This window comes from Priestia sp. RMT2NF4 (assembly GCF_047872835.1).
Lineage (GTDB): Bacteria > Bacillota > Bacilli > Bacillales > Bacillaceae_H > Priestia > Priestia zanthoxyli.
The window spans coordinates 695,116-713,698 of the sequence record NZ_JBLQZO010000001.1; the positions used below are offsets into that span (position 1 = coordinate 695,116).

Consider the following 18,583-nt stretch of genomic DNA (forward strand, 5'->3'; position numbering starts at 1 on the left):
TCATTCTAAATGTAATATTTATTAACATTACATGTGATATAATTAAAGGAGGTTTTTAGGTGAATAACCAAAATCGACCGTTTCGACTAGCTTCATTGGGATTACAGCACGTACTCGCTATGTATGCGGGTGCCATTCTCGTTCCGCTGATGGTAGGACGCGCATTAAATTTAAATGCACATGACTTAGCCTATCTCGTAGCCATTGATTTACTGACCTGCGGACTAGCTACGCTGCTGCAGGCTTGGACGAACAAGTGGTTTGGGATTGGTCTTCCTGTTGTACTTGGAAGTTCATTTGTAGCGGTGACTCCTATGATTGCGATTGGAACTCAATATGGAATTAGCGCTGTTTACGGAGCGATTATTGCCGGTGGTATTTTCATCGTACTGGCAGCAAGTTTTTTAGGCAAAATTATTAAATTTTTTCCTCCAGTTGTCACAGGAACGGTTGTGACGATGATTGGTTTATCACTTGTACCATCCGCTGTCCGAAATATGGCAGGAGGAGTAGGAAGTAAAGATTTTGGTTCTCTTTCTAATCTTCTTTTATCTTTTGGTGTTCTAGCGCTTATTTTAATTTTAAATCGATTTTTCAGCGGTTTCCTTCGTTCTCTTTCTGTGTTGATTGGAATTATAGCCGGAACAATAGCCGCTGTATTAATGGGAAAAGTTAATTTCACTAACTTTAATGAAGCTTCTTGGCTGCACATTCCCACTCCTTTTTATTTTGGGATGCCCACTTTTGAAATTGGACCGATTTTAACGATGATTCTCGTATGCTTGGTCATTATTATTGAGTCTACAGGCGTATTTTTAGCGTTAGGAAAACTGTGTGATCGGGAATTAACTGAAAAAGATTTTACAAAAGGCTACCGTGCCGAAGGAATCGCCATTGTTCTTGGAGGGCTATTTAATGCTTTTCCTTACAATACATTCGCTCAGAATGTAGGACTGGTTCAATTATCGAAAGTAAAAACAAAAAATGTAGTGGTAGTAGCCGGCTTTATTCTCGTATTATTGGGACTTGTTCCTAAAATAGCTGCTTTTACAACCATTATTCCTACTCCTGTTTTAGGAGGAGCAATGGTCGTGTTGTTTGGTTTAGTTATTTCATCAGGCATCAAAATGCTAAGCGCTGTTGATTTGGCTAAACAAGAAAATTTGCTGATTATTGCGTGCTCTCTTTCACTGGGTCTTGGTGTAACGGTGGTACCCGATTTATTCGCCCAGCTCCCAAATGCTTTGCGTGTGATTGTAAGTGATGGAGTTATTACTGGAAGTTTAGCTGCCATTTTATTAAATCTCTTTTTTAACGCATCGGTTGAACGAAAAGTACCTTCTGTCTCTTTAGAGAAAACAGATTATTCAGAAGTAAAGTAAAGGTGGTTTAGTATGAATAATGTATCTGTGCAGTATGTAAATCAGCTTAGCAAGCAGCATTTTGTCTCATTAGTTGGCGATATATTTGAACATTCACCTTGGGTTGCAGAAGAAGCTTATTCTAAGCGCCCTTTCTCTTCCGTTGAACAACTTCACGGAAAGATGAAAGAAATTGTAGCGCAAGCATCTGTAGAAAAACAGCTTAAGTTGCTGAAAGCTCATCCAAATCTAGGTGAAAATATCGCTATGACATCTGCTTCTACTGAAGAACAAACAAAAGCAGGCTTACAAAACTTAACACAAAATGAGTATGAACAGTTTTCTTCTCTTAATGGAATGTATATGGAAAAGTTTCCTTTCCCTTTTATTTTGGCAGTACGAGGTAAACAAAAAGAAGATATTTACGAGGCAATGCAAAGTCGCTTACAGAATACCAAACAAACGGAGTTTGCTACAGCGTTAGAAGAAGTATATAAAATTGCTTTCTTTCGTTTAACTGATAAAATTACTGAAGATAAGGAGAAAAAGAAACGAGCATGACTAAAATTACAACGCATATTTTAGACCTCACTCACGGATGTCCGGCTGCTTTTGTCAAAGTTGATTTCTATCACATCCAATCAGAAAGTAAACGAATAAAGCTTTCTCATGGTACTACAAATGAAGACGGAAGATTAGCAAACCCGCTCTTCTCTTCTGAAGCGTTTGAATCAGGAGATTATGAACTTTTGTTCCATATTGGGGAATACTATAAAAAACAAGAAGCCCAAACAACAAATCCCCCCTTTTTAAATCAAGTTTCTGTTCGAGTCGGATTGTCTTCTGAACAAGAACATTATCACATCCCTTTGCTTGTATCACCGTGGGGATACCAAATTTATAGAGGAAGTTAAAAAAGAAACGGCGTCTTTAAACGTCGTTTCTTTTTTAATTCAGCAATTTAGACATATAGTACTCATCAATAAACAAACCGCCAATTCGCAGGGAATGTTTTTTCGTTCCTTCAATTTCGAATCCTACTTTATCATATAAAGAAAGAGCCTTTTCATGCTGTACAGCGACTGTGAGCTCAAGACGGTGAATATGGTGTTCTCTTGCCCATTCCTCAAGCGCAGCGAATAAAGCCGTACCAATCCCTTGATTTTGAAACGTTTTTCGAATACCTAATGTCAGAGCAGCGATGTGAGCGTTTCGGTTAGCTTCACCCCCTGTTGCAGCTATATATCCCACAAGCATCTCGCTTTCTTCTGCTACAATAATCGTAGAGTTTGGCTGCTGCTTAAAGATTTCGATGTTTTTCTCCTGCTGATCCGTACTCAGCTTTCGCTCTCCGCTTTCGAACAGCATAAACTTACTTTCTTCTTCAATCTGTTTAAGCAAATCTACAAAGTTTGCAGCATCATGTAATTCTAGTTCTCTAATTTCCATGCTGATCCCCCTTTTTTTTGTGTCCCTTTTCTTTGTATATGTATTGGTTCACCTTTATAAAATATAACTTTACAGTTTCTTACGAAAAATACGACTTTTTAAGAAGTGGAAGTAGAACAAAAAACCTACTAATCTCCCTTTTTTTGAAATGCTTTTTTCCTCTGTATAATTTTAAATCACTTATCAACTTCTGTAAATTTTTTAGATTCCCTCTTTTAATTTCCATTTATCTTCCTTTTCTGCGGGGTTGATTTTGATCTAAGGGGATCTTTTATAGAAAACACATGACTATTATCCTGTTTTTTGTGAAGAAAGAAAGCAATAAATGTAATTTCACTTGTAATCGTTTAGAATAGAAAAAGTGGAAATTTTATGTACCTATCCTCCTTAATTATTGGTCTGTGAAAGGAAATTATTATGAAAGTACAACCCGCAAAATGTGGTGTATATGTCTTAAGCGGTCTAGGAGCTGTTACGGTGTTCTTCTTACTTTTACTTAAGAACAGTGCTTTCTTTCTAGAGGAAGAATACGACCAAAACAAACCTGAAGCTGCGCTTGCGGTGAGCGAACATACCTATCACCTTCACAAAGGTTCTATTAACTGGTCAAACGGCCGTTCAACAACAAAAAAAGAAATAAATGTATATGATTTATATACATACATATCGCAGCAAAAAAGTATCCCTTTAAAGCAGCAACAATTGGTTAAGCTCCATTTTTCCAACCTAGACGGCGCTTATATTCGCGGCGTGAGCGTGCATATATGGAAAAATAACGGTGAAAAAACCAAGCTGTTTGTCAAAAACAATGAATTTAAGATTCCTGAAAATCAAGGTTTTTACGTTGTAGATATCGTGATTAACTCTACAAGAGGAACAATGCAATATGCGGCAAATGTGCAAATACAGTAAGTTTGGCTGCAGTAAATAAAAGGGGCAGAAATTATAGAAGGGATCAAAAAGTTACCACAAAAAAAGAGAGCAATATGCTCTCTTTTTTATAAAATGAAAAAGACGTCCACGCAGGACGTCTTTGATGCGTTTGTGGCGGGGACCGTGTGACCACATTCACACGTTTAGCTCGAAAGCATGTCCTTCGACTTACACAAATTAGCTCATCGCTTTATTAATATAACATCTGCCATAGAAAAAAGCAACCAATTTTTAAATAGTTTTTTCTATTTATACATATTTCGCAAGAATCCACAAAATAATATGCATGCGTAGCTATTCACTCTCTACATTTTTAGTCTATTTTAACTCATATACGAATACACTAATAGACCAACCTATGCGCAGTTTTTGAAAAAGGATGTGAATAGCTTGTTTCAAATCACTGATTTCCCTGAATTTTCATGGTCCTATTCCAGGCATAAAATGATCACACAGTGCAAACGAAAGTATGCATATCATTATTATGTCTCACACAACGGATGGTTTGACAGCGCTTCTGCACAGTCTCAAAGCGCTTATCGTTTAAAAAAGGTTTCTACTTTATCTATGTACGCAGGACAAGCCGTCCGTCAGGTGATTACAGAAGCCATTTCTGACTATACATCTACACAGATTGTCCCGGGTGAACAAAATTTAGTGAAGAAAGTACAGCAGCTACTAAATAACGCACTGCGTGATTCTACTGACTATGGAGAGCTTTGGTATCATAAGCCTGCTCAGTATAAGATGCTTTTAGAATTCTACGAAAACGGCTATATTTCTAAAAAAGATCTTAAAGACATGCAAAAGCGGGTACACATTTGTGTACATAACTTTTTACAAAGTAAATCGTTTTGCGATGTGGTGTCTTCACCTTCTTTAGAAGTAGATTCTCCTCAGTCGTTTCGTTCTATAAATGTGTATGATCATAAAGTATATGCGCCTTTTCATTCCCTTTTTAAAAATCCAGTCACAGACGAATTTACGATTGTTGATTGGAAAACAAGTAAACAAACAAAAGATGATTTGTTTCAACTGGCAATTTACGCTCTCTACGTGCTAGCTGAATATAATATTTCCGTTGATCAGATAAAAGTCCGAAACGAATACTTGCTTTCAGGCAGTGCGCGTACGTATCAGCTTACTCTTCACGAAATTGAAGCTGTTCTTCAGCAAGTCGATACAAGCATTGACTATATGAAAACTTTTTTGGAACACTCAGAGGTAAATCAGCCTCTTCCGCTTGAGCATTTCCCTCAAGCAGATACGCCTTCCTCCTGTCACGGGTGTGCATTTAAAGAATTGTGCCAAACGGGATAAAAAACAACTGAAGATGATTTATATTTTTTGCTAAACTTTTTTATTGTCAAAAGAACCTTTGCTAGCATATAATTTGCATTAAGGAAACATTTTATACTTCATTTAAAAAAATTAGCTTGGGCTATTTATTGTTCATCAAAGAAAGGAGCACTAGACATGAAAGATCAAAACAGCAGTAAAGCATTATCAGCTATGCAGCTAAGTGCTCAAGACGTATTGTCGGGTAAAACAAAAGGAATTAAGCGATTATTACCTTTCTTAGGGCCTGCCTTTATCGCAGCGGTTGCTTATATTGACCCAGGTAATTTTGCTACTAACATCGCAGCAGGCTCTCAATACGGATACATGTTGCTTTGGGTTGTATTAATTTCTAACTTAATGGCTGTCTTAATTCAATCGTTATCAGCTAAATTAGGTATTGCAACAGGCTTGAATTTACCCGAGATAGCACAGGAACACTTCCCGTCCTTCGTTTCTTTTGGGCTTTGGATCCAAGGGGAATTAGTCATTATGGCGACGGATTTAGCAGAATTTATTGGGGCTGCTCTTGGAATTTATTTATTATTTCATATTCCTTTGTTCCCAGCTGCACTCATCGCAGCGGTAGGTTCTTTTGCTATTTTAGAGTTACAAAGACGAGGTGTTCGACTGCTAGAAGCAGCGATTGCGGCAATGGTTTTTATTGTGGTATTAGCTTTTGGGACTCAAATGTTTCTTGCGCATCCAGACGGCGCAAGTGTTGTCCACGGCTTATTTGTCCCTCAGTTTCACGGGACAGACAGCGTGCTGTTAGCTTCTGGGATTTTAGGTGCTACAGTTATGCCGCACGCGATTTATTTGCACTCAGCTCTTACGCAGCGCCGCGTGGTAGGAACTACAGAATCGGAGAAAAAAGCGATTTTCCGCTTTGAATTTATCGATATTGTGATTGCCATGATTATCGCTGGTGCAATTAATGCAAGCATGCTGATTGTCGCAGCCGCTCTATTCTTTAAAAACGGACTAAACGTGCAAGATTTGGACGTGGCTTTTACACAATTTGAACATTTAATTGGTCCTTTTGCAGCTATTGCGTTCGGTGTTGGATTATTATCTTCAGGACTTTCAAGTTCTTCGGTCGGAACAATGTCTGGAGATGTCATCATGCAAGGATTTATTAAACGCAGAATTCCTTTATATCTTCGTCGTTTCATTACAATTATTCCGCCGCTTTTGATTATCGGACTTGGCGTAAATCCAACAAGTGCACTAGTTGTCAGTCAAGTTATTTTATCGTTCGGAATTGCATTTGCGCTTGTACCTCTTATCATGTTTACAAGTAATAAAAAAATCATGGGCGGGTTGGTTAATCATAAAGCAACAACTACTGTAGCTTGGGTGATAGCTGCATTAGTCATTTGTTTAAATATCTTTTTGATTTATCAAACGTTAGCGCAATAAAGTAAATAACTTAGCCAAATGGTGTTTTTAAAAAAAGAGACCTCAATTGTTAGGCGGTACCTAACCCTTTGAGGTCTCTTTTTTAGCATTTTTATTAGCCGATAGTAGAAATGAAATGGACAAGAGTTCCAATAATAGCCGACACCACTAAGCAAACCAGTGGATATAAATAAGTGTAGCTTTCTTTACGGATTGAAAGAATACGGTCAACAATAAAAATAAGAATGACGCCCATCATTCCAAATTCAAACATTAAAAATCCAAAAATACCATGAAATATGAATGACATGATAAAATCAATTTTTTTACTGCGTTCTTTAACAAAAGCGCTGACTAATAAATCAACAATAACTGTGCCTAACGTCCCCATTATTAAAAAAAAGGGCGTAAAGAACAAAAGGTATAAAGGAAATAATTCGCTGAAATGCGAACTGTTTTTCTTTATAGTAAAATTGGGAATTGACTCTTTTATCCCTGGTATAAAACAAAAAAGCAAAGCGAAAAGAAAGGCAGCTATGATAGCCGCTGATAGTTTTCTATTTAAATGCATGTTTATTTTTTTATTACTGAATTCAGTATTTGTTTTTGTATGTTTATGATTCATATGTCTTTAACGTGATGTACGCACCTTTTCCTTTCTCGTAACTTTTTATCCACATTTTATGTCCAACTTTTGTTACCAGCACTTACAATGATACACGTTCTTTTTAAAATTGACTACATTAACACGTTTAATGTCTACTCTCTTTTTCTATAAAACAAAAGACAGGCGTTTTTTCTATATGTAATTAATACTCTTGTTTAGCTCCTTTAACAGGATAAAATTGTGCATCCGTTGTGGCAACATAATATTGACCGTGTTTTGATCGTTCTCCAAACGCTAATCGATCATCGGTTTCATCTTCTGTCGCTACCCGACTTACAGGCGCCATCGTTTCATCTGTTGCTGAAATGGTGTCTGCTCCAGGGGCATGTTTAGGTTGAGGGTTTTTGTAAGTGACGTGCGTATCGCCTTGTTTGTCTTCACAAGCGGCGAGACTTGTGAACAAAACAGCCGCTACAAGGCTTCTGGTAACTATTTTCTTCATGTTATTCCTCCAATGACTAGTCTATATACTATGCTACATGGTATTTATCTGGGAATCAAGGATAAGATTGGTTTACTATGCAGGAAGAAGAAAAAGTGACTGAAGTCAGTGAGATTTGGAACGGATATAGGACTTTCAGAGACTTTTGTACTTGTTTTTACAACAAAAAAAGAGACGATTTACGCCTCTTTTTGTTTGTTCGTATTACGAATTTAGTTCATCTAAAATTGAATGCAGTTCACTTAAATGGGTAATTTCATAAGTAGGAATGACTTCATTTCGCTCTTTATCGTGACGATTAATCCATACAGATTTCATTCCAACGCGAGAAGAACCCAGTATATCTGTCATTAAATTATCTCCAACCATGATCGCTTCATCTTTCTTTAAATCCATAAGTGATAAAGCATGGTCGAAAATAGATGGATCAGGCTTACCCCGGCCAAATGCCCCTGAAATCACAATCTCATCAAAATATGGAACTAGTTCTGATGTAATATCTAATTTGGTATTTTGTAAGTCAGGTGAACCGTTTGTTAACAGCAGCAGCTTGTACTTTCCTTTTAATTGATCAAGCACTTCAAACGTTTCTTCGTATACAAAAGGTGTTTTGCGGCGCTCTAATGGAAAACGTTCAGCTAATTCCGCTCCAAAAGCATCGTCGTGAATTCCTAGAGCACGAAGGCCTCGAGTCCAAGCTTCTTTGCGATAAGTAGGAACAATATCTTTCATTTTTCGGAATTGATCATGATCGTCTAGAAAATTTCCCCATAACCCTTCAAATGGATTAATGCCAATCATTTGCGTAAATTCATAGGTTTCATACGAAGCATATAATTCTCTTGCTTCCTTACGCACCGCTTCTTCTAGTTCTTCAGGTTTTAGATTATATTTTTCACTTGCATATGTACATGTTGCAACGAATGCTTCTTTTACGCTTTTTTGATCCCAAAGTAGCGTGTCATCTAGGTCGAAAAAAACCGCTTTAATCATGGATGTGTGTACCCCCTACTGTTTTTGAAAAAGTTTAACTATTCTTACACTAGATTACAAGGATACACACAATAAGTCTAGTGTATTTGCAATTTATTGTGTAAATTTATTTTTATAAAGGATCACCTTTACAAACAAATTTACAGAAATAAAAACAGCTGATATAATCACAGCAGGTATATATGCAGGAGGTTTTATATGGAATCGTTAGAAGAAATATTCGGCATTCCCACCGTTCGTACAAGTAAGCGCTTAAGCAGAGTCGTTGCCGCACACTTACGTCCTTTTGGGATTACGCCAGAACAGTGGACCGTTTTAAAGCGCGTATCAGAAGCTGAATATAGTACACAGAAGCAATTAGCTGAGCGAGCAGATAAAGATCAAGCGACGCTGACTAAAATTTTAGATTTACTAGAAAAACAAAATTGGATTCAGCGTGTTAGAAATCCAGAAGATCGCCGCTCGTTTTTTATTCAAATAACAGAAGACGGCCTGCGTTTAAAAACAGAAGTGACGCCTGCTGTAGAACAGGTATTTTCCGAATTAACGTCCCAGCTAAACGAGCAGCAGGTAAAGATTTATACCGACACTTTACAAAAACTTGAATTCCGCGCCGAACAATTGCTTCAAGACGCAGAAAACCTGCGTTAAATACCCAAAACCCCACAGGTAACATTCTGCGGGGTTTTATACGTAGTTGGCAATACATAATACTTCTTTAATTTTTGAAATCACTTGTTTGGTTTCATCTGTTAAAGAGGTGAATTTAAACGCGATGGATTCTGCATTTGGATTAATGAAGGGTTCTTTATTTGTGTCTTTGCGGTAGTCTTCAATTTGTTCTAAACAATATTTTAAAATAAACGACAAGTTTGCACGTCGAAATCTCAAACTGACGGTAGAAGGCCATCTTTTTTGAAACTGATTGCTCCCTTCATATTGAATCGCTCCGATGTAGCGTTCTCCGGATAAAAAAGATTCTTTACTTCGATATAGCTGAACGGTTTGGGCTGTTCCGCTCCAGTCAATATAAATACCTGCTGTTTCACAAACTTCGTATATGTAATGAAAAAGCTCCGTTACTTCTCCGAAATGGTAGTGAAGCGGATGTTTAGCCGTCATAGGTAGCTCCCTCCTTTATCGACTTTCTACCATTATATTGTAGGAAAAGTAACTTATTCATTTATACAACTTATTTCATACGCATAAGCAGTAAAAATGAAAATATATATTTTTTAGTTTACATAAAAATATTATAAGTGATTAGCGATAGCCCGACTTTCGAAACGCGTCGTATACCGTATCCTCTTGAAGTTTTTCAAGATAAACGTTCGTTGTAGCAATAGAAGAATGCCCTACTACTTGTTTCACAACCGCAAGCGGAACGTCATTAGCTAAACTATTTGTAATAAAGGTATGACGAAACCAATGAGGAGAAATAGACGCGTTTCCTTTCACTTTATAAACAGCTGATTTAATCGTTCGATACAACGTTGTATAGGATAATCGCTTTTTTTCGCCGGTACGATAATACTCTTTAATGGAGTAAAAAAGCGGTTCAGTGTCAAAAGGACTTAGTTCGGTGCTTTCATTTAACGCTTGCCGATAAGTGAAAAGCGTTTCTTTCACATCATCAAACACGGGAATAGTGCGTTCTTTTTTTCCTTTACCAATCACATCTACAACCAAATTTCCGCGGCGGTCTTCGCGGAAGCTTCCCCAATTTAAACTTAGCAGTTCACTTGAACGCATTCCACTCATATACAACAGCATTCCCATTAAGCGATTGCGCGCTTTGAATTCCTTTTCATGCTGGCGAATGCGCACGACGGATTCTAACGCATTTACAATCACCTGGGCTTCGCGATCGGTTAGCTCTCGGTATTCGGTACGATTTTGTTTTTCCTTATCACTGTAATGTCCTTTTGCGATAGATGGTTTTTCAATCCACGTCGTATACAGCGAAGGATAAAAATGAGTAGCGTGTCCAAACTCTAGCATTCTTCTAAAAAATTCTAGTTTTCTTGCAGCAGTGCGATTGGCATATTGATTTATCATTTCTTCATTAAATAATTTGACTTCCATAAATCCAATCGATTTTAATGTAATCTCTCGTTCATAGAAAAAAGACAGAATCGTTTTCATGTCTTGATTGTAAGATCTGATTGTATGAGGAGAAAGTGATTTTTTGATAATACGCATTGAAAAAAAGAGCTGAATAAATTCTTCATCTGAAACGTGCTTTAAATTCAAGTTGTTATCTTCATCTAAGAGCTCTGCCTCTTCCCACTGCTCTTTTAGCTGGCGAAACGAATTTTTCGCAGGCGATAATTCAAATTCTTCCATTTTAACCCTCCTAATTACCACAAATAAATGAATACCTTTTAAATGATCCAAAATTGTATATAATGAATTTTTATCAAACTGCAACAAATACCATTAAAATTTTTCAAAAACCTCTCAAAACTCAATTTAGAAAGCCGTTTTTTTAAGATTTTAATAAAAACATCCATTATATGTAAAATAAATTCTATTTTTTGCTTATTACTCTACTTTATCATGTGAACGCTTGATAAGAAAGAGTTATCTTGCGTTAGTATAGTAAAGTATTTTTTAAAATGCTCTTTCTAAAGATTTGCTTTTTATGGTGGAACGTTAAAATCTATCATGATAGGAATTACACAAATTGTGTATACATAAAAACATCACGCAGAACGTGATGTTTTTTAAAGTGATTCAATTTTTGTCAGATACAACTGTTTGTTGCTGTAAGAAACGGTATACGTTCGGTAATACTCTTTTTCTTGACTTTGACCGTTCGTTGTAATGGAAATAACTTCTTTTGTTTGGATTGTATAGACCGTTTCATCATCATCTTCTTTTTCACTCACAGGTTCAACGTCTAATACCGAATAATCAACGAGTTCTTCTCGAATGTCTCTTTCATACAGCATTTTCACAAGCTGCTTTTGATCATTCCACAAAACACTGTCACGCTGGATATAAGGCTGTACGTGTTCGAATTTATTTGTGTTAATGGACTTTGTTAAATCTCGCAAATAATGTTCAATAAAAATATCTGCTGTTTCTTGATCAACTTTTGGGATATTTTTTAAATTAAACTCTTTTTCTTCCTTCTCTTCTTTTTCTTTTTCATCTTCTTTAAAGTCGTCGATTCGCTGAGAGCTGTTTTTGCTGATGGCATACTTTGTATGGTTCTCTTTGAAAACCATGATTTCTTCCTTTTCCCCTTTTTCATTTGTGCGGGTTGTTTCGCCTTGGTATGAAATATCACTAGAAGGATTAATTAACTTCACGTATTCCATATATTCATCGGCCGTAATTTTGAGGTATTTTTGATGATAGGTAACTTCATCCCATTCATTTAACTTCCATTGCTTATTAACGTATTTAAAATTCATGTAAATGGTCAGTCCGCCGCTTCCTTCTTTACTAATTGGTTCAATGGCTGACACCGAAAATTGCCCGGCGTGATTGTTAATAAGTTCAAATCGAATAAGATGATTAACATCAGGGAAAAAGCTCATATTACATTCTTTACAGTAATAGTTAGTGGAGATACTTTTTAACTTTGTTGCAATTAAAGATGATGTTGCATATGGCGTTAGCGCTTTTTTTAACGTTTCATAATCAGCAGGGTTAGATTCATTATCCCATTCATACTCTTCACCTAATTCTTTATAGGTGCTTGAAATTTTATTCATCGTCTCAACTGCAGTTTTTTCTGCTTTTTTTTCTGATACAAGATCAGGCTTGATAGATGACTTAGCTTGATCTTTTGGGATCACTTCATCTGAGGAAGGTTCGGTTGGTTTGGATAACTTAACTGTTTCTTTTTCTTCACAGGCCGTCAAAACCATTAGCAGCAGTAGAACGAATGCAATCGTCCATTTTTTATGCATAAGGTGTCCTCCTCAATGCCGAATTTAGTCTATTCTTAAAAGGATCTTTAATTTTCGAACGTATCGAGTACGTAATCACCGCTTGGAATTCCCCATTTTGCCTTTTTATGTTGAACTGTTTTAGCAAGTAACGAAATGGAGTTTTCTTTAAGCGTAATGACAATGGTTCCTTTATTTCCTTGCCCATCATTTTCATATTCAATGGCGGCTTGGTTATTTTCAAAGCGAATATTTTTTTGTTCAACGGTTGACACGCGGATTTTGCTAGGTGGCTGGTACGAATTTATTTTAATCGTCGCTTCCGAGTTGGATGTAGCAAGAAATTGAATGATAGGAGATCCGTTATCATTGCCAGTGGTCCATTTTCCATCGTAGTCGTGTAAATCTGTTGTTTGTGTAGTGGGAGTTTCAGTGTGTGTATTTGGTTTAGATGAAAAGTCGAATGGTTCTACACTCGATAGCTTTAACGTATCGTTTTGGTAAACAGCTGTATAAAGGCGGTCGCAAACTTTGCTGTAAGGATCTTTGCCGGGCTGTTTTAATAAGCTTTCCTCGTGGGTTTGTATTTTGAACACATGGTTAGGTTCTTCATACCAATTGACAATATGAAACGTTTGCTTTTTCTGCTCGATGCCTTGTCGTGTGAAATTTTCAACAAGAAGGTTCTGCTCTTTATAAAAAGAACTGTCCGCTTTCAAAAAAGCTTTTAGATCATTAAAAGAGTTGTCATCAATTGCTTTTCCGAACGCTGAAAAATAATCAGTCATCCAGGCTGTGATAAATTTTCCGCTCATTGCTTCTTTATTCAAATCAATTGATTGAATGCTTTCTACCTGTGTTTTTGGTTCGTTTAGTACTTTTTTTGCATCTTTTTCTACTATCATTGTATTTCCGTCTTTTATTGTCTCTTCTTGCTGACAGGCTGATAACAGAATAGATGAAACAACCGTGATAATGATTGTATTACGTTTGTTCATCATAATTGCCCCTTCTTTATCTAATATAAATGTATGTATATTCTTCCAACAAACAGACCTAGTATATCATTCTACAAAAAAACGCTCAACCCTTTAATTTCACAAGAAAAACGGCTTGCTCTTACAGCAGCCGTTTTTCTTCTTATTTAATAGATGCTTCTTGATATGAATTGGATGCCTCTTTTTTAAGCTGTCTTGAACCATAAAAAACATAGTAAATAATTGAAAGAAGGAAAATGCCAAGAATCACATACATTAAAGGTAGAGAAACACCAAACAGCATTAAACTTGTTGTAAGCACACTGTATTTTATAATGCTGTATAAGCACAGAATCCCTAATACTAAAGCAACGCTTGGCACTACCGGGTAATTTACTTTAAAAGGACGAGACAAGTTAGGTTCTTTTTTGCGTAAAATAAAAAGAGAAACTAAACTGATGCAGTACATCATCATTGCTCCGAATACAGATAAGATAATAAGGGCATTGGCAAACGTGGCAGATCCTGCACAAATCACACCGATTGCTCCCGGAATCAACAAACCGCCGACAGGAACTCCTTTTTTATTCGTTTTAGCAAGAAATTTAGGGAAGTAACCATCTCGTGCAAGCGCATAGGTTTGTCTTGAAAATCCCATGATGATTCCATTTAAACTAGCAATCAATCCGAATAGCCCGATAATAGCAACAACGGTTGAAATGCCGTTTCCATATACAGAAGACAGTGCCTGCGGAAGTGGATAATCGGCTAGCTTCCCGCTTCCTCCGCCAAGTCCTGCTGTTACAAATAGCGTAAACAACGTTGCGGTTGCAAGAGTAATAATCGCTCCAATAAATCCTTTAGGAATGTTTTTCTTAGGGTTTTCCACTTCTTCCGCTGCCATTGCTCCGCCTTCTATTGCAAGATAGAACCAAACAGCGAATGGAATAGCCGCTAGTACCCCTGTTGGCCCGTTAATAAATGAATGATCGTTAAAAATATTTGATGTTTGTACATGAGGCAAACCAGCTACATAAAAAATAGATAAACCAATTAGTGCAACAATGGTAGCTGTAAGCTCAATCACCGCTACTTCTTTTACCCCGATTAAATTTAGTAAAACAAAGAAAATAAAGGCACCTACCGTTGCATATACAGGGTTAACGGCTGGGATAAGAAAGTGCAGGTATGCTCCTGTTGATACCGCAATAGCAGGAGGAGCAAAAATAAATTCAAGCAAGCATGCAATTCCGGCGATATATCCGCCAAAAGGTCCAAGTGCTCTTCTTGCATAAGCTGAAGGTCCACCAGCTTGCGGGATAGATGTTGAAAGCTCTGCATAGCTGAACATAAACGTTGTGTAAAACACCGTTACAATTAAGGTTGCAATTGCAAGTCCGATAATCCCGCCTTGTTCAAACCCGTAGTTCCACCCAAAGTATTGTCCTGAAATAACCATACCAACTGAAATAGCCCATAAATGAATAGGTTTTAATTGTTTTTGTAACGCCATACGTTCTCCTCCTTTTGATGTTTAGACAATAAGATGTACACCGCTTGTTTGCTGCTTAATCATTTTGTCAATCATGGTACCGATATGTGCGGCTGCCTCAATAGGAGGCGTTCCTCTTTTATGAATATTAGAAATAACCATACGATCAGACTCTTTTTTGCCTTTGCTAGGTTCATAGCACATGTAAGCACTCATGGATTCAGCACTGACCAGCCCAGGTCGCTCTCCAATCAATAGCACAAGTGCTTTTGGCTTTATGATTTCACCAATTTCATCCATACATGCAACTCGTCCTCCTTTTACAAAAAACGAAGTCCCGATACGAAGTCCATATGACTCCAGTGAATCAATTAAAGCAGGATACACGTCGCTCATGTTTTCTTCAATTGCCTTAGCGCTCAGTCCATCTGATACCACTACTTGTACATCAGGCTGCTGCACGCAGTTTTTTAAAATCTCTTTCTTAGCGTCATCTGCTAATAACCTCCCTTGATCCGGCCGTTTTAAATAATGTTCTTTTGACTCCGCGCGTGTATTCACAGAAAAAAGGTTAAACTCAGATAGAATATCTTCTGAAACTGAGCCGTATACAGAGTCTACGGCTGCGGCATGATCTGTGCGAAAAGATAAAACGTCTTTTGTTAGCGGCCTTGTTCCCGTACGGCCAACACCTATGCGGGCAGGGGTAAATTGTTTAAGTGTTTCAAGCGGATCGCGATTTGACTTTGGTATCATAGTAAGCACCTTCCTTAAATCAAATTCATAAAAATAGTTGGGTCTCCAGCTCTTGATGTGAAGCGTCCGTTTTCCATAATACGCTGATCTTCAAGCCATTTTTGAAATAACGGCGTTGGGGTACGGCCGAGTACATTGCGCACGGTTGCGATATCATGATAACTAAGAGACTGATAGTTTAGCATGCAGTCATCAGCCATGGGCACTCCTATTACAAAGTTCACCCCAGCTGTTCCTAGAAGCATACTTAAATTATCCATATCGTTTTGATCAGCATCCATGTGGTTGGTGTAACATACGTCTACTCCCATAGGCAAGCCGTGCATTTTGCCCATAAAGTGATCTTCTAGCCCAGCTCGCAGGACTTGTTTGCTGTTATATAAATATTCAGGTCCAATAAATCCAACAACCGTGTTAACTAAGAAAGGCTTGTAGTGGCGAGCTAATCCGTAGCATCTAGCTTCGAGCGTTACTTGATCAATATTATAGTGGGCTTCTGCTGACAGTTCAGAACCTTGTCCTGTTTCAAAATACCAGCGGTTCGGACCTTTTGCTGTCCCTTTTTCATGAATTAACGCTGTCGCTTCATCGAGCATAGACAGTGAAATCCCAAATGAATCATTACCGGCTTCTGTGCCTGCTAAACTTTGGAAAATCAAGTCAGCAGCTGCTCCTTTTTCGATTGCTCTCATTTGACTCGTCACATGTGATAATACACAGTTTTGTGTAGGAATTGACCATTCGTTGATTATATTTTTTGTTTCATTTAAAAGCGCGTAGATATTATCCGTTGTATCAATAACAGGGTTAATTCCGATAACCGCATCTCCAATTCCATAGCTTAACGCTTCGTAGAGAGATGCTCTCATTCCTTTTAAGTTATCTGAAGGATGATTAGGCTGGGCTCTTGAAGCCAATACGCCTTTTTGACCGATAGTCGTTTGACAAGTAGTTTGCACTTCTATCTTGGCAGCTCCTTGAATTAAATCTAAATTGGACATAATTTTAGTAGCTGCCGCAATCATTTCGCTGTTTAATCCCTTGCTAAGCGCAAGAAGGTCTTCTCCGGTATGCTCATCAGATAAGATGTATTCTCTTAACTCCCCTACTGTCCAATTTTTAATAATGTCGTAAACCGATGAATCAATCTGACTTTCGATTAATGCCGAGACGTTGTCTTCATCTGCGCTTAGCAGCGGGTAATTTCGAATATCAGCAAGTGTGATATCAGCTAGCACTTGTTTGGCTGCCATTCGTTCTTTCATTGACTCAGCGCTAACTCCTGCGAGCTGATCTCCAGAACGTTCTTCGTTTGCTTTGGCCATAATTTCTTTCAAGCTATAAAATGAAAACGTTTCTCCTAACAACCGGGTAGTTTTAAACATCTTTTCCTCCTTGTATGTTCAGTTGATTATGATGAAAAAGCGAGTGTTTTAATCGAAACAGAGATTGCCTCTCCAGCTACGGGTAACCCTAGATCGATATAATCTCCGTGGGTAAAGTCAATTTGATCTAAACAAATAATTTCTAATTCGTTCTCCTGTTTGGCTAGTGCTTGTCCTAAAGCTTTAGCAATATCCTGCTCGCATAAAACAACGAGGCACTTAGCTCCTTTAAAACAAGCACCAAATTCAGCGCTTATTACTTTTGCTAATTCTTGCAGCATTATATAGCTGCAGTAAGGGAAATGAGATAAAGCAATAGCAACGGGAGGATCTTCTGCGCTGAAAACAGTTGAAGCCTGCATACATGCCGTTCGAGCTCTTTCTTGAAACAGCTGCGGATTCCACTCCTCCTCTTGCTGTACGGGTATCTCTATAATCGGAATATTTTTTAGCGGCAGCCGCTTTGATTTAATGTATACGGTTGATCCGCTAACTTCTGTATTTTGCATACCAGCTCCAATGACAGTGGCTCGCGTTGTTTCAGCGGCTTGAGATACCTGTATGGCTTGAAACTGATAAGCTAGCAGCGGACCAATGTCTCCGTGTATGGCCACTTCCTTCACTGTTTTTGGTTTCTCCTTCTCTATCATGGCTCCTACTCCTCCCGAGACCATGATTGTCTCTGGCCGAGTAGAAGATCTTGTATGAGGGGAAACGAGCAGCAAAGAGGTTTGCTTCAGTGCGCTCACATAATCCACGGTTTCTTTAGCTAGCAATTTGCAAATAGACGAGAGTTTTTCAAATGTTGCTTTTTCGCCTTCTTGAAGCATCAGAGAATTATTTTTTAAAAATTCAGTTAAATAAGACGAAACGTAGGTAACAATACCATCTTCGTTTAGTCGAATTAATCTTCCGCCTACATGCAGGGTAAACGTTTCAATCACTTTTCCATTTTGACATAAGGCGATGTTAGCAGTGCCTCCACCTACATCAATATTGGCAATCACTTTATTGGTTTCAGCAGAATGTTCGATTGCTCCCGATCCTTTTGCCGCTAACATTCCTTCTAAGTCAGCACCAGCTGTTGCAACAACAAAATTCCCAGCGTGTTCAGCTAGATAGTGAACGATACTCTCTGCATTTTGCTTCCGAGCCGTTTCTCCTGTGATGATCACAGCACCCGCCTCCACTTGATCTAAGGAGATCCCTGCTTTTTTGTACTCTTTTTCTAGTAATAGCGTTAACCTTCGAACATCGATTTCAACCTCGTTTACCATAGGTGTTGTATAGATGGAACTTGCATACGTTACGCGACGATCAATAATTTGACAGCCTGGCAGCGTAAACTGATTTTGTTGATTTGCTATTAACAGTTTGCTTACAATCAGTTTTGTTGTGCTTGTTCCAATATCTAAACCTATGCTCGTGATCCATTTCTGTAGCATACGATCAATCCTTTATCTCGTTTGAATATGTTGACTATCATA

General features: G+C 37.8%; 19 protein-coding genes. 7 read left to right on the forward strand and 12 right to left on the reverse strand.

The window, feature by feature from the left end; all coding sequences use genetic code 11:
* Nucleotides 1-59: 59 nt before the first annotated feature.
* The 3 genes from ACMX9J_RS03470 to uraH are packed head-to-tail and all read left to right on the forward strand — an operon-like array spanning nucleotide 60 to nucleotide 2,275.
* Nucleotides 60-1,382, forward strand: coding sequence for a nucleobase:cation symporter-2 family protein (locus tag ACMX9J_RS03470; protein WP_154991276.1), 1,323 nt, complete (start codon nucleotides 60-62; stop codon nucleotides 1,380-1,382).
* A 12-nt stretch (nucleotides 1,383-1,394) separates the two neighbouring features.
* Complete coding sequence (uraD, locus tag ACMX9J_RS03475) at nucleotides 1,395-1,922, forward strand: 2-oxo-4-hydroxy-4-carboxy-5-ureidoimidazoline decarboxylase (protein WP_416225422.1); 528 nt, start codon at nucleotides 1,395-1,397, stop codon at nucleotides 1,920-1,922.
* Nucleotides 1,919-2,275, forward strand: a complete 357-nt coding sequence (uraH, locus tag ACMX9J_RS03480) for a hydroxyisourate hydrolase (protein WP_416225423.1) — start codon at nucleotides 1,919-1,921, stop codon at nucleotides 2,273-2,275. Before uraD ends, uraH begins: the two co-directional genes overlap by 4 nt.
* A 34-nt stretch (nucleotides 2,276-2,309) precedes the next feature.
* Here uraH and ACMX9J_RS03485 read toward each other — a convergent pair whose 3' ends face one another.
* The gene (locus tag ACMX9J_RS03485; RefSeq protein WP_028413183.1) at nucleotides 2,310-2,810 is read right to left on the reverse strand and encodes a GNAT family N-acetyltransferase; all 501 of its coding nucleotides are present in this window, start codon (nucleotides 2,808-2,810) and stop codon (nucleotides 2,310-2,312) included.
* 417 nt (nucleotides 2,811-3,227) lie between these two features.
* Here ACMX9J_RS03485 and ACMX9J_RS03490 point away from each other — a divergent pair, with 417 nt between their 5' ends.
* From ACMX9J_RS03490 to ACMX9J_RS03500, 3 genes are all read left to right on the forward strand, one after another.
* Nucleotides 3,228-3,722 carry a hypothetical protein gene (locus tag ACMX9J_RS03490; RefSeq protein ID WP_033579100.1) on the forward strand — a complete coding sequence of 165 codons (495 nt, stop codon included), beginning with the start codon at nucleotides 3,228-3,230 and terminating at the stop codon, nucleotides 3,720-3,722.
* A 402-nt stretch (nucleotides 3,723-4,124) separates the two neighbouring features.
* Nucleotides 4,125-5,063, forward strand: a complete 939-nt coding sequence (locus tag ACMX9J_RS03495; RefSeq protein WP_416225686.1) for a PD-(D/E)XK nuclease family protein — start codon at nucleotides 4,125-4,127, stop codon at nucleotides 5,061-5,063.
* A 156-nt stretch (nucleotides 5,064-5,219) separates the two neighbouring features.
* On the forward strand, nucleotides 5,220-6,503 hold the full coding sequence (locus ACMX9J_RS03500) for an Nramp family divalent metal transporter (RefSeq protein ID WP_034266468.1): 1,284 nt from the start codon (nucleotides 5,220-5,222) through the stop codon (nucleotides 6,501-6,503).
* A gap of 94 nt (nucleotides 6,504-6,597) precedes the next feature.
* On the opposite strand, the gene ACMX9J_RS03505 is transcribed toward ACMX9J_RS03500, so the two are convergent.
* The 3 genes from ACMX9J_RS03505 to ACMX9J_RS03515 form a co-directional block, all read right to left on the reverse strand.
* On the reverse strand, nucleotides 6,598-7,107 hold the full coding sequence (locus ACMX9J_RS03505) for a hypothetical protein (RefSeq protein ID WP_028413179.1): 510 nt from the start codon (nucleotides 7,105-7,107) through the stop codon (nucleotides 6,598-6,600).
* Nucleotides 7,108-7,291: 184 nt separating this feature from the next.
* Nucleotides 7,292-7,591 (reverse strand): hypothetical protein, encoded by a 300-nt coding sequence (locus tag ACMX9J_RS03510; protein ID WP_416225424.1) that lies wholly within the window; start codon nucleotides 7,589-7,591, stop codon nucleotides 7,292-7,294.
* 204 nt (nucleotides 7,592-7,795) lie between these two features.
* Nucleotides 7,796-8,584: an HAD family hydrolase gene (locus ACMX9J_RS03515; RefSeq protein WP_033579103.1), complete on the reverse strand. Its 789-nt coding sequence runs from the start codon at nucleotides 8,582-8,584 to the stop codon at nucleotides 7,796-7,798.
* A gap of 198 nt (nucleotides 8,585-8,782) precedes the next feature.
* On the opposite strand from ACMX9J_RS03515, the gene ACMX9J_RS03520 reads away from it, so the two are divergent.
* Entirely contained in the window at nucleotides 8,783-9,235 is a 453-nt protein-coding gene (locus ACMX9J_RS03520) for a MarR family winged helix-turn-helix transcriptional regulator (RefSeq protein WP_033579104.1), read from the forward strand.
* A gap of 36 nt (nucleotides 9,236-9,271) precedes the next feature.
* On the opposite strand, the gene ACMX9J_RS03525 is transcribed toward ACMX9J_RS03520, so the two are convergent.
* The 8 genes from ACMX9J_RS03525 to ACMX9J_RS03560 all read right to left on the reverse strand — a co-directional run bounded on the left by ACMX9J_RS03525 (nucleotide 9,272) and on the right by ACMX9J_RS03560 (nucleotide 18,541).
* Nucleotides 9,272-9,706: a hypothetical protein gene (locus ACMX9J_RS03525; RefSeq protein ID WP_013083346.1), complete on the reverse strand. Its 435-nt coding sequence runs from the start codon at nucleotides 9,704-9,706 to the stop codon at nucleotides 9,272-9,274.
* Between the two features lie 141 nt (nucleotides 9,707-9,847).
* Complete coding sequence (locus ACMX9J_RS03530; RefSeq protein WP_048019252.1) at nucleotides 9,848-10,930, reverse strand: tyrosine-type recombinase/integrase; 1,083 nt, start codon at nucleotides 10,928-10,930, stop codon at nucleotides 9,848-9,850.
* A gap of 380 nt (nucleotides 10,931-11,310) precedes the next feature.
* Entirely contained in the window at nucleotides 11,311-12,507 is a 1,197-nt protein-coding gene (locus ACMX9J_RS03535; protein WP_182029319.1) for a TcaA NTF2-like domain-containing protein, read from the reverse strand.
* A gap of 47 nt (nucleotides 12,508-12,554) precedes the next feature.
* Nucleotides 12,555-13,487: a TcaA NTF2-like domain-containing protein gene (locus ACMX9J_RS03540; protein WP_182029321.1), complete on the reverse strand. Its 933-nt coding sequence runs from the start codon at nucleotides 13,485-13,487 to the stop codon at nucleotides 12,555-12,557.
* Between the two features lie 139 nt (nucleotides 13,488-13,626).
* Nucleotides 13,627-14,976, reverse strand: a complete 1,350-nt coding sequence (gene eat, locus ACMX9J_RS03545; protein ID WP_034266474.1) for an ethanolamine permease — start codon at nucleotides 14,974-14,976, stop codon at nucleotides 13,627-13,629.
* Between the two features lie 21 nt (nucleotides 14,977-14,997).
* Nucleotides 14,998-15,711 carry an ethanolamine ammonia-lyase subunit EutC gene (eutC, locus tag ACMX9J_RS03550; RefSeq protein ID WP_049164845.1) on the reverse strand — a complete coding sequence of 238 codons (714 nt, stop codon included), beginning with the start codon at nucleotides 15,709-15,711 and terminating at the stop codon, nucleotides 14,998-15,000.
* A gap of 14 nt (nucleotides 15,712-15,725) precedes the next feature.
* Nucleotides 15,726-17,096 (reverse strand): ethanolamine ammonia-lyase subunit EutB, encoded by a 1,371-nt coding sequence (locus ACMX9J_RS03555; RefSeq protein ID WP_033579109.1) that lies wholly within the window; start codon nucleotides 17,094-17,096, stop codon nucleotides 15,726-15,728.
* A 26-nt stretch (nucleotides 17,097-17,122) separates the two neighbouring features.
* Nucleotides 17,123-18,541 carry an ethanolamine ammonia-lyase reactivating factor EutA gene (locus tag ACMX9J_RS03560; RefSeq protein ID WP_154988673.1) on the reverse strand — a complete coding sequence of 473 codons (1,419 nt, stop codon included), beginning with the start codon at nucleotides 18,539-18,541 and terminating at the stop codon, nucleotides 17,123-17,125.
* Nucleotides 18,542-18,583: the final 42 nt, after the last annotated feature.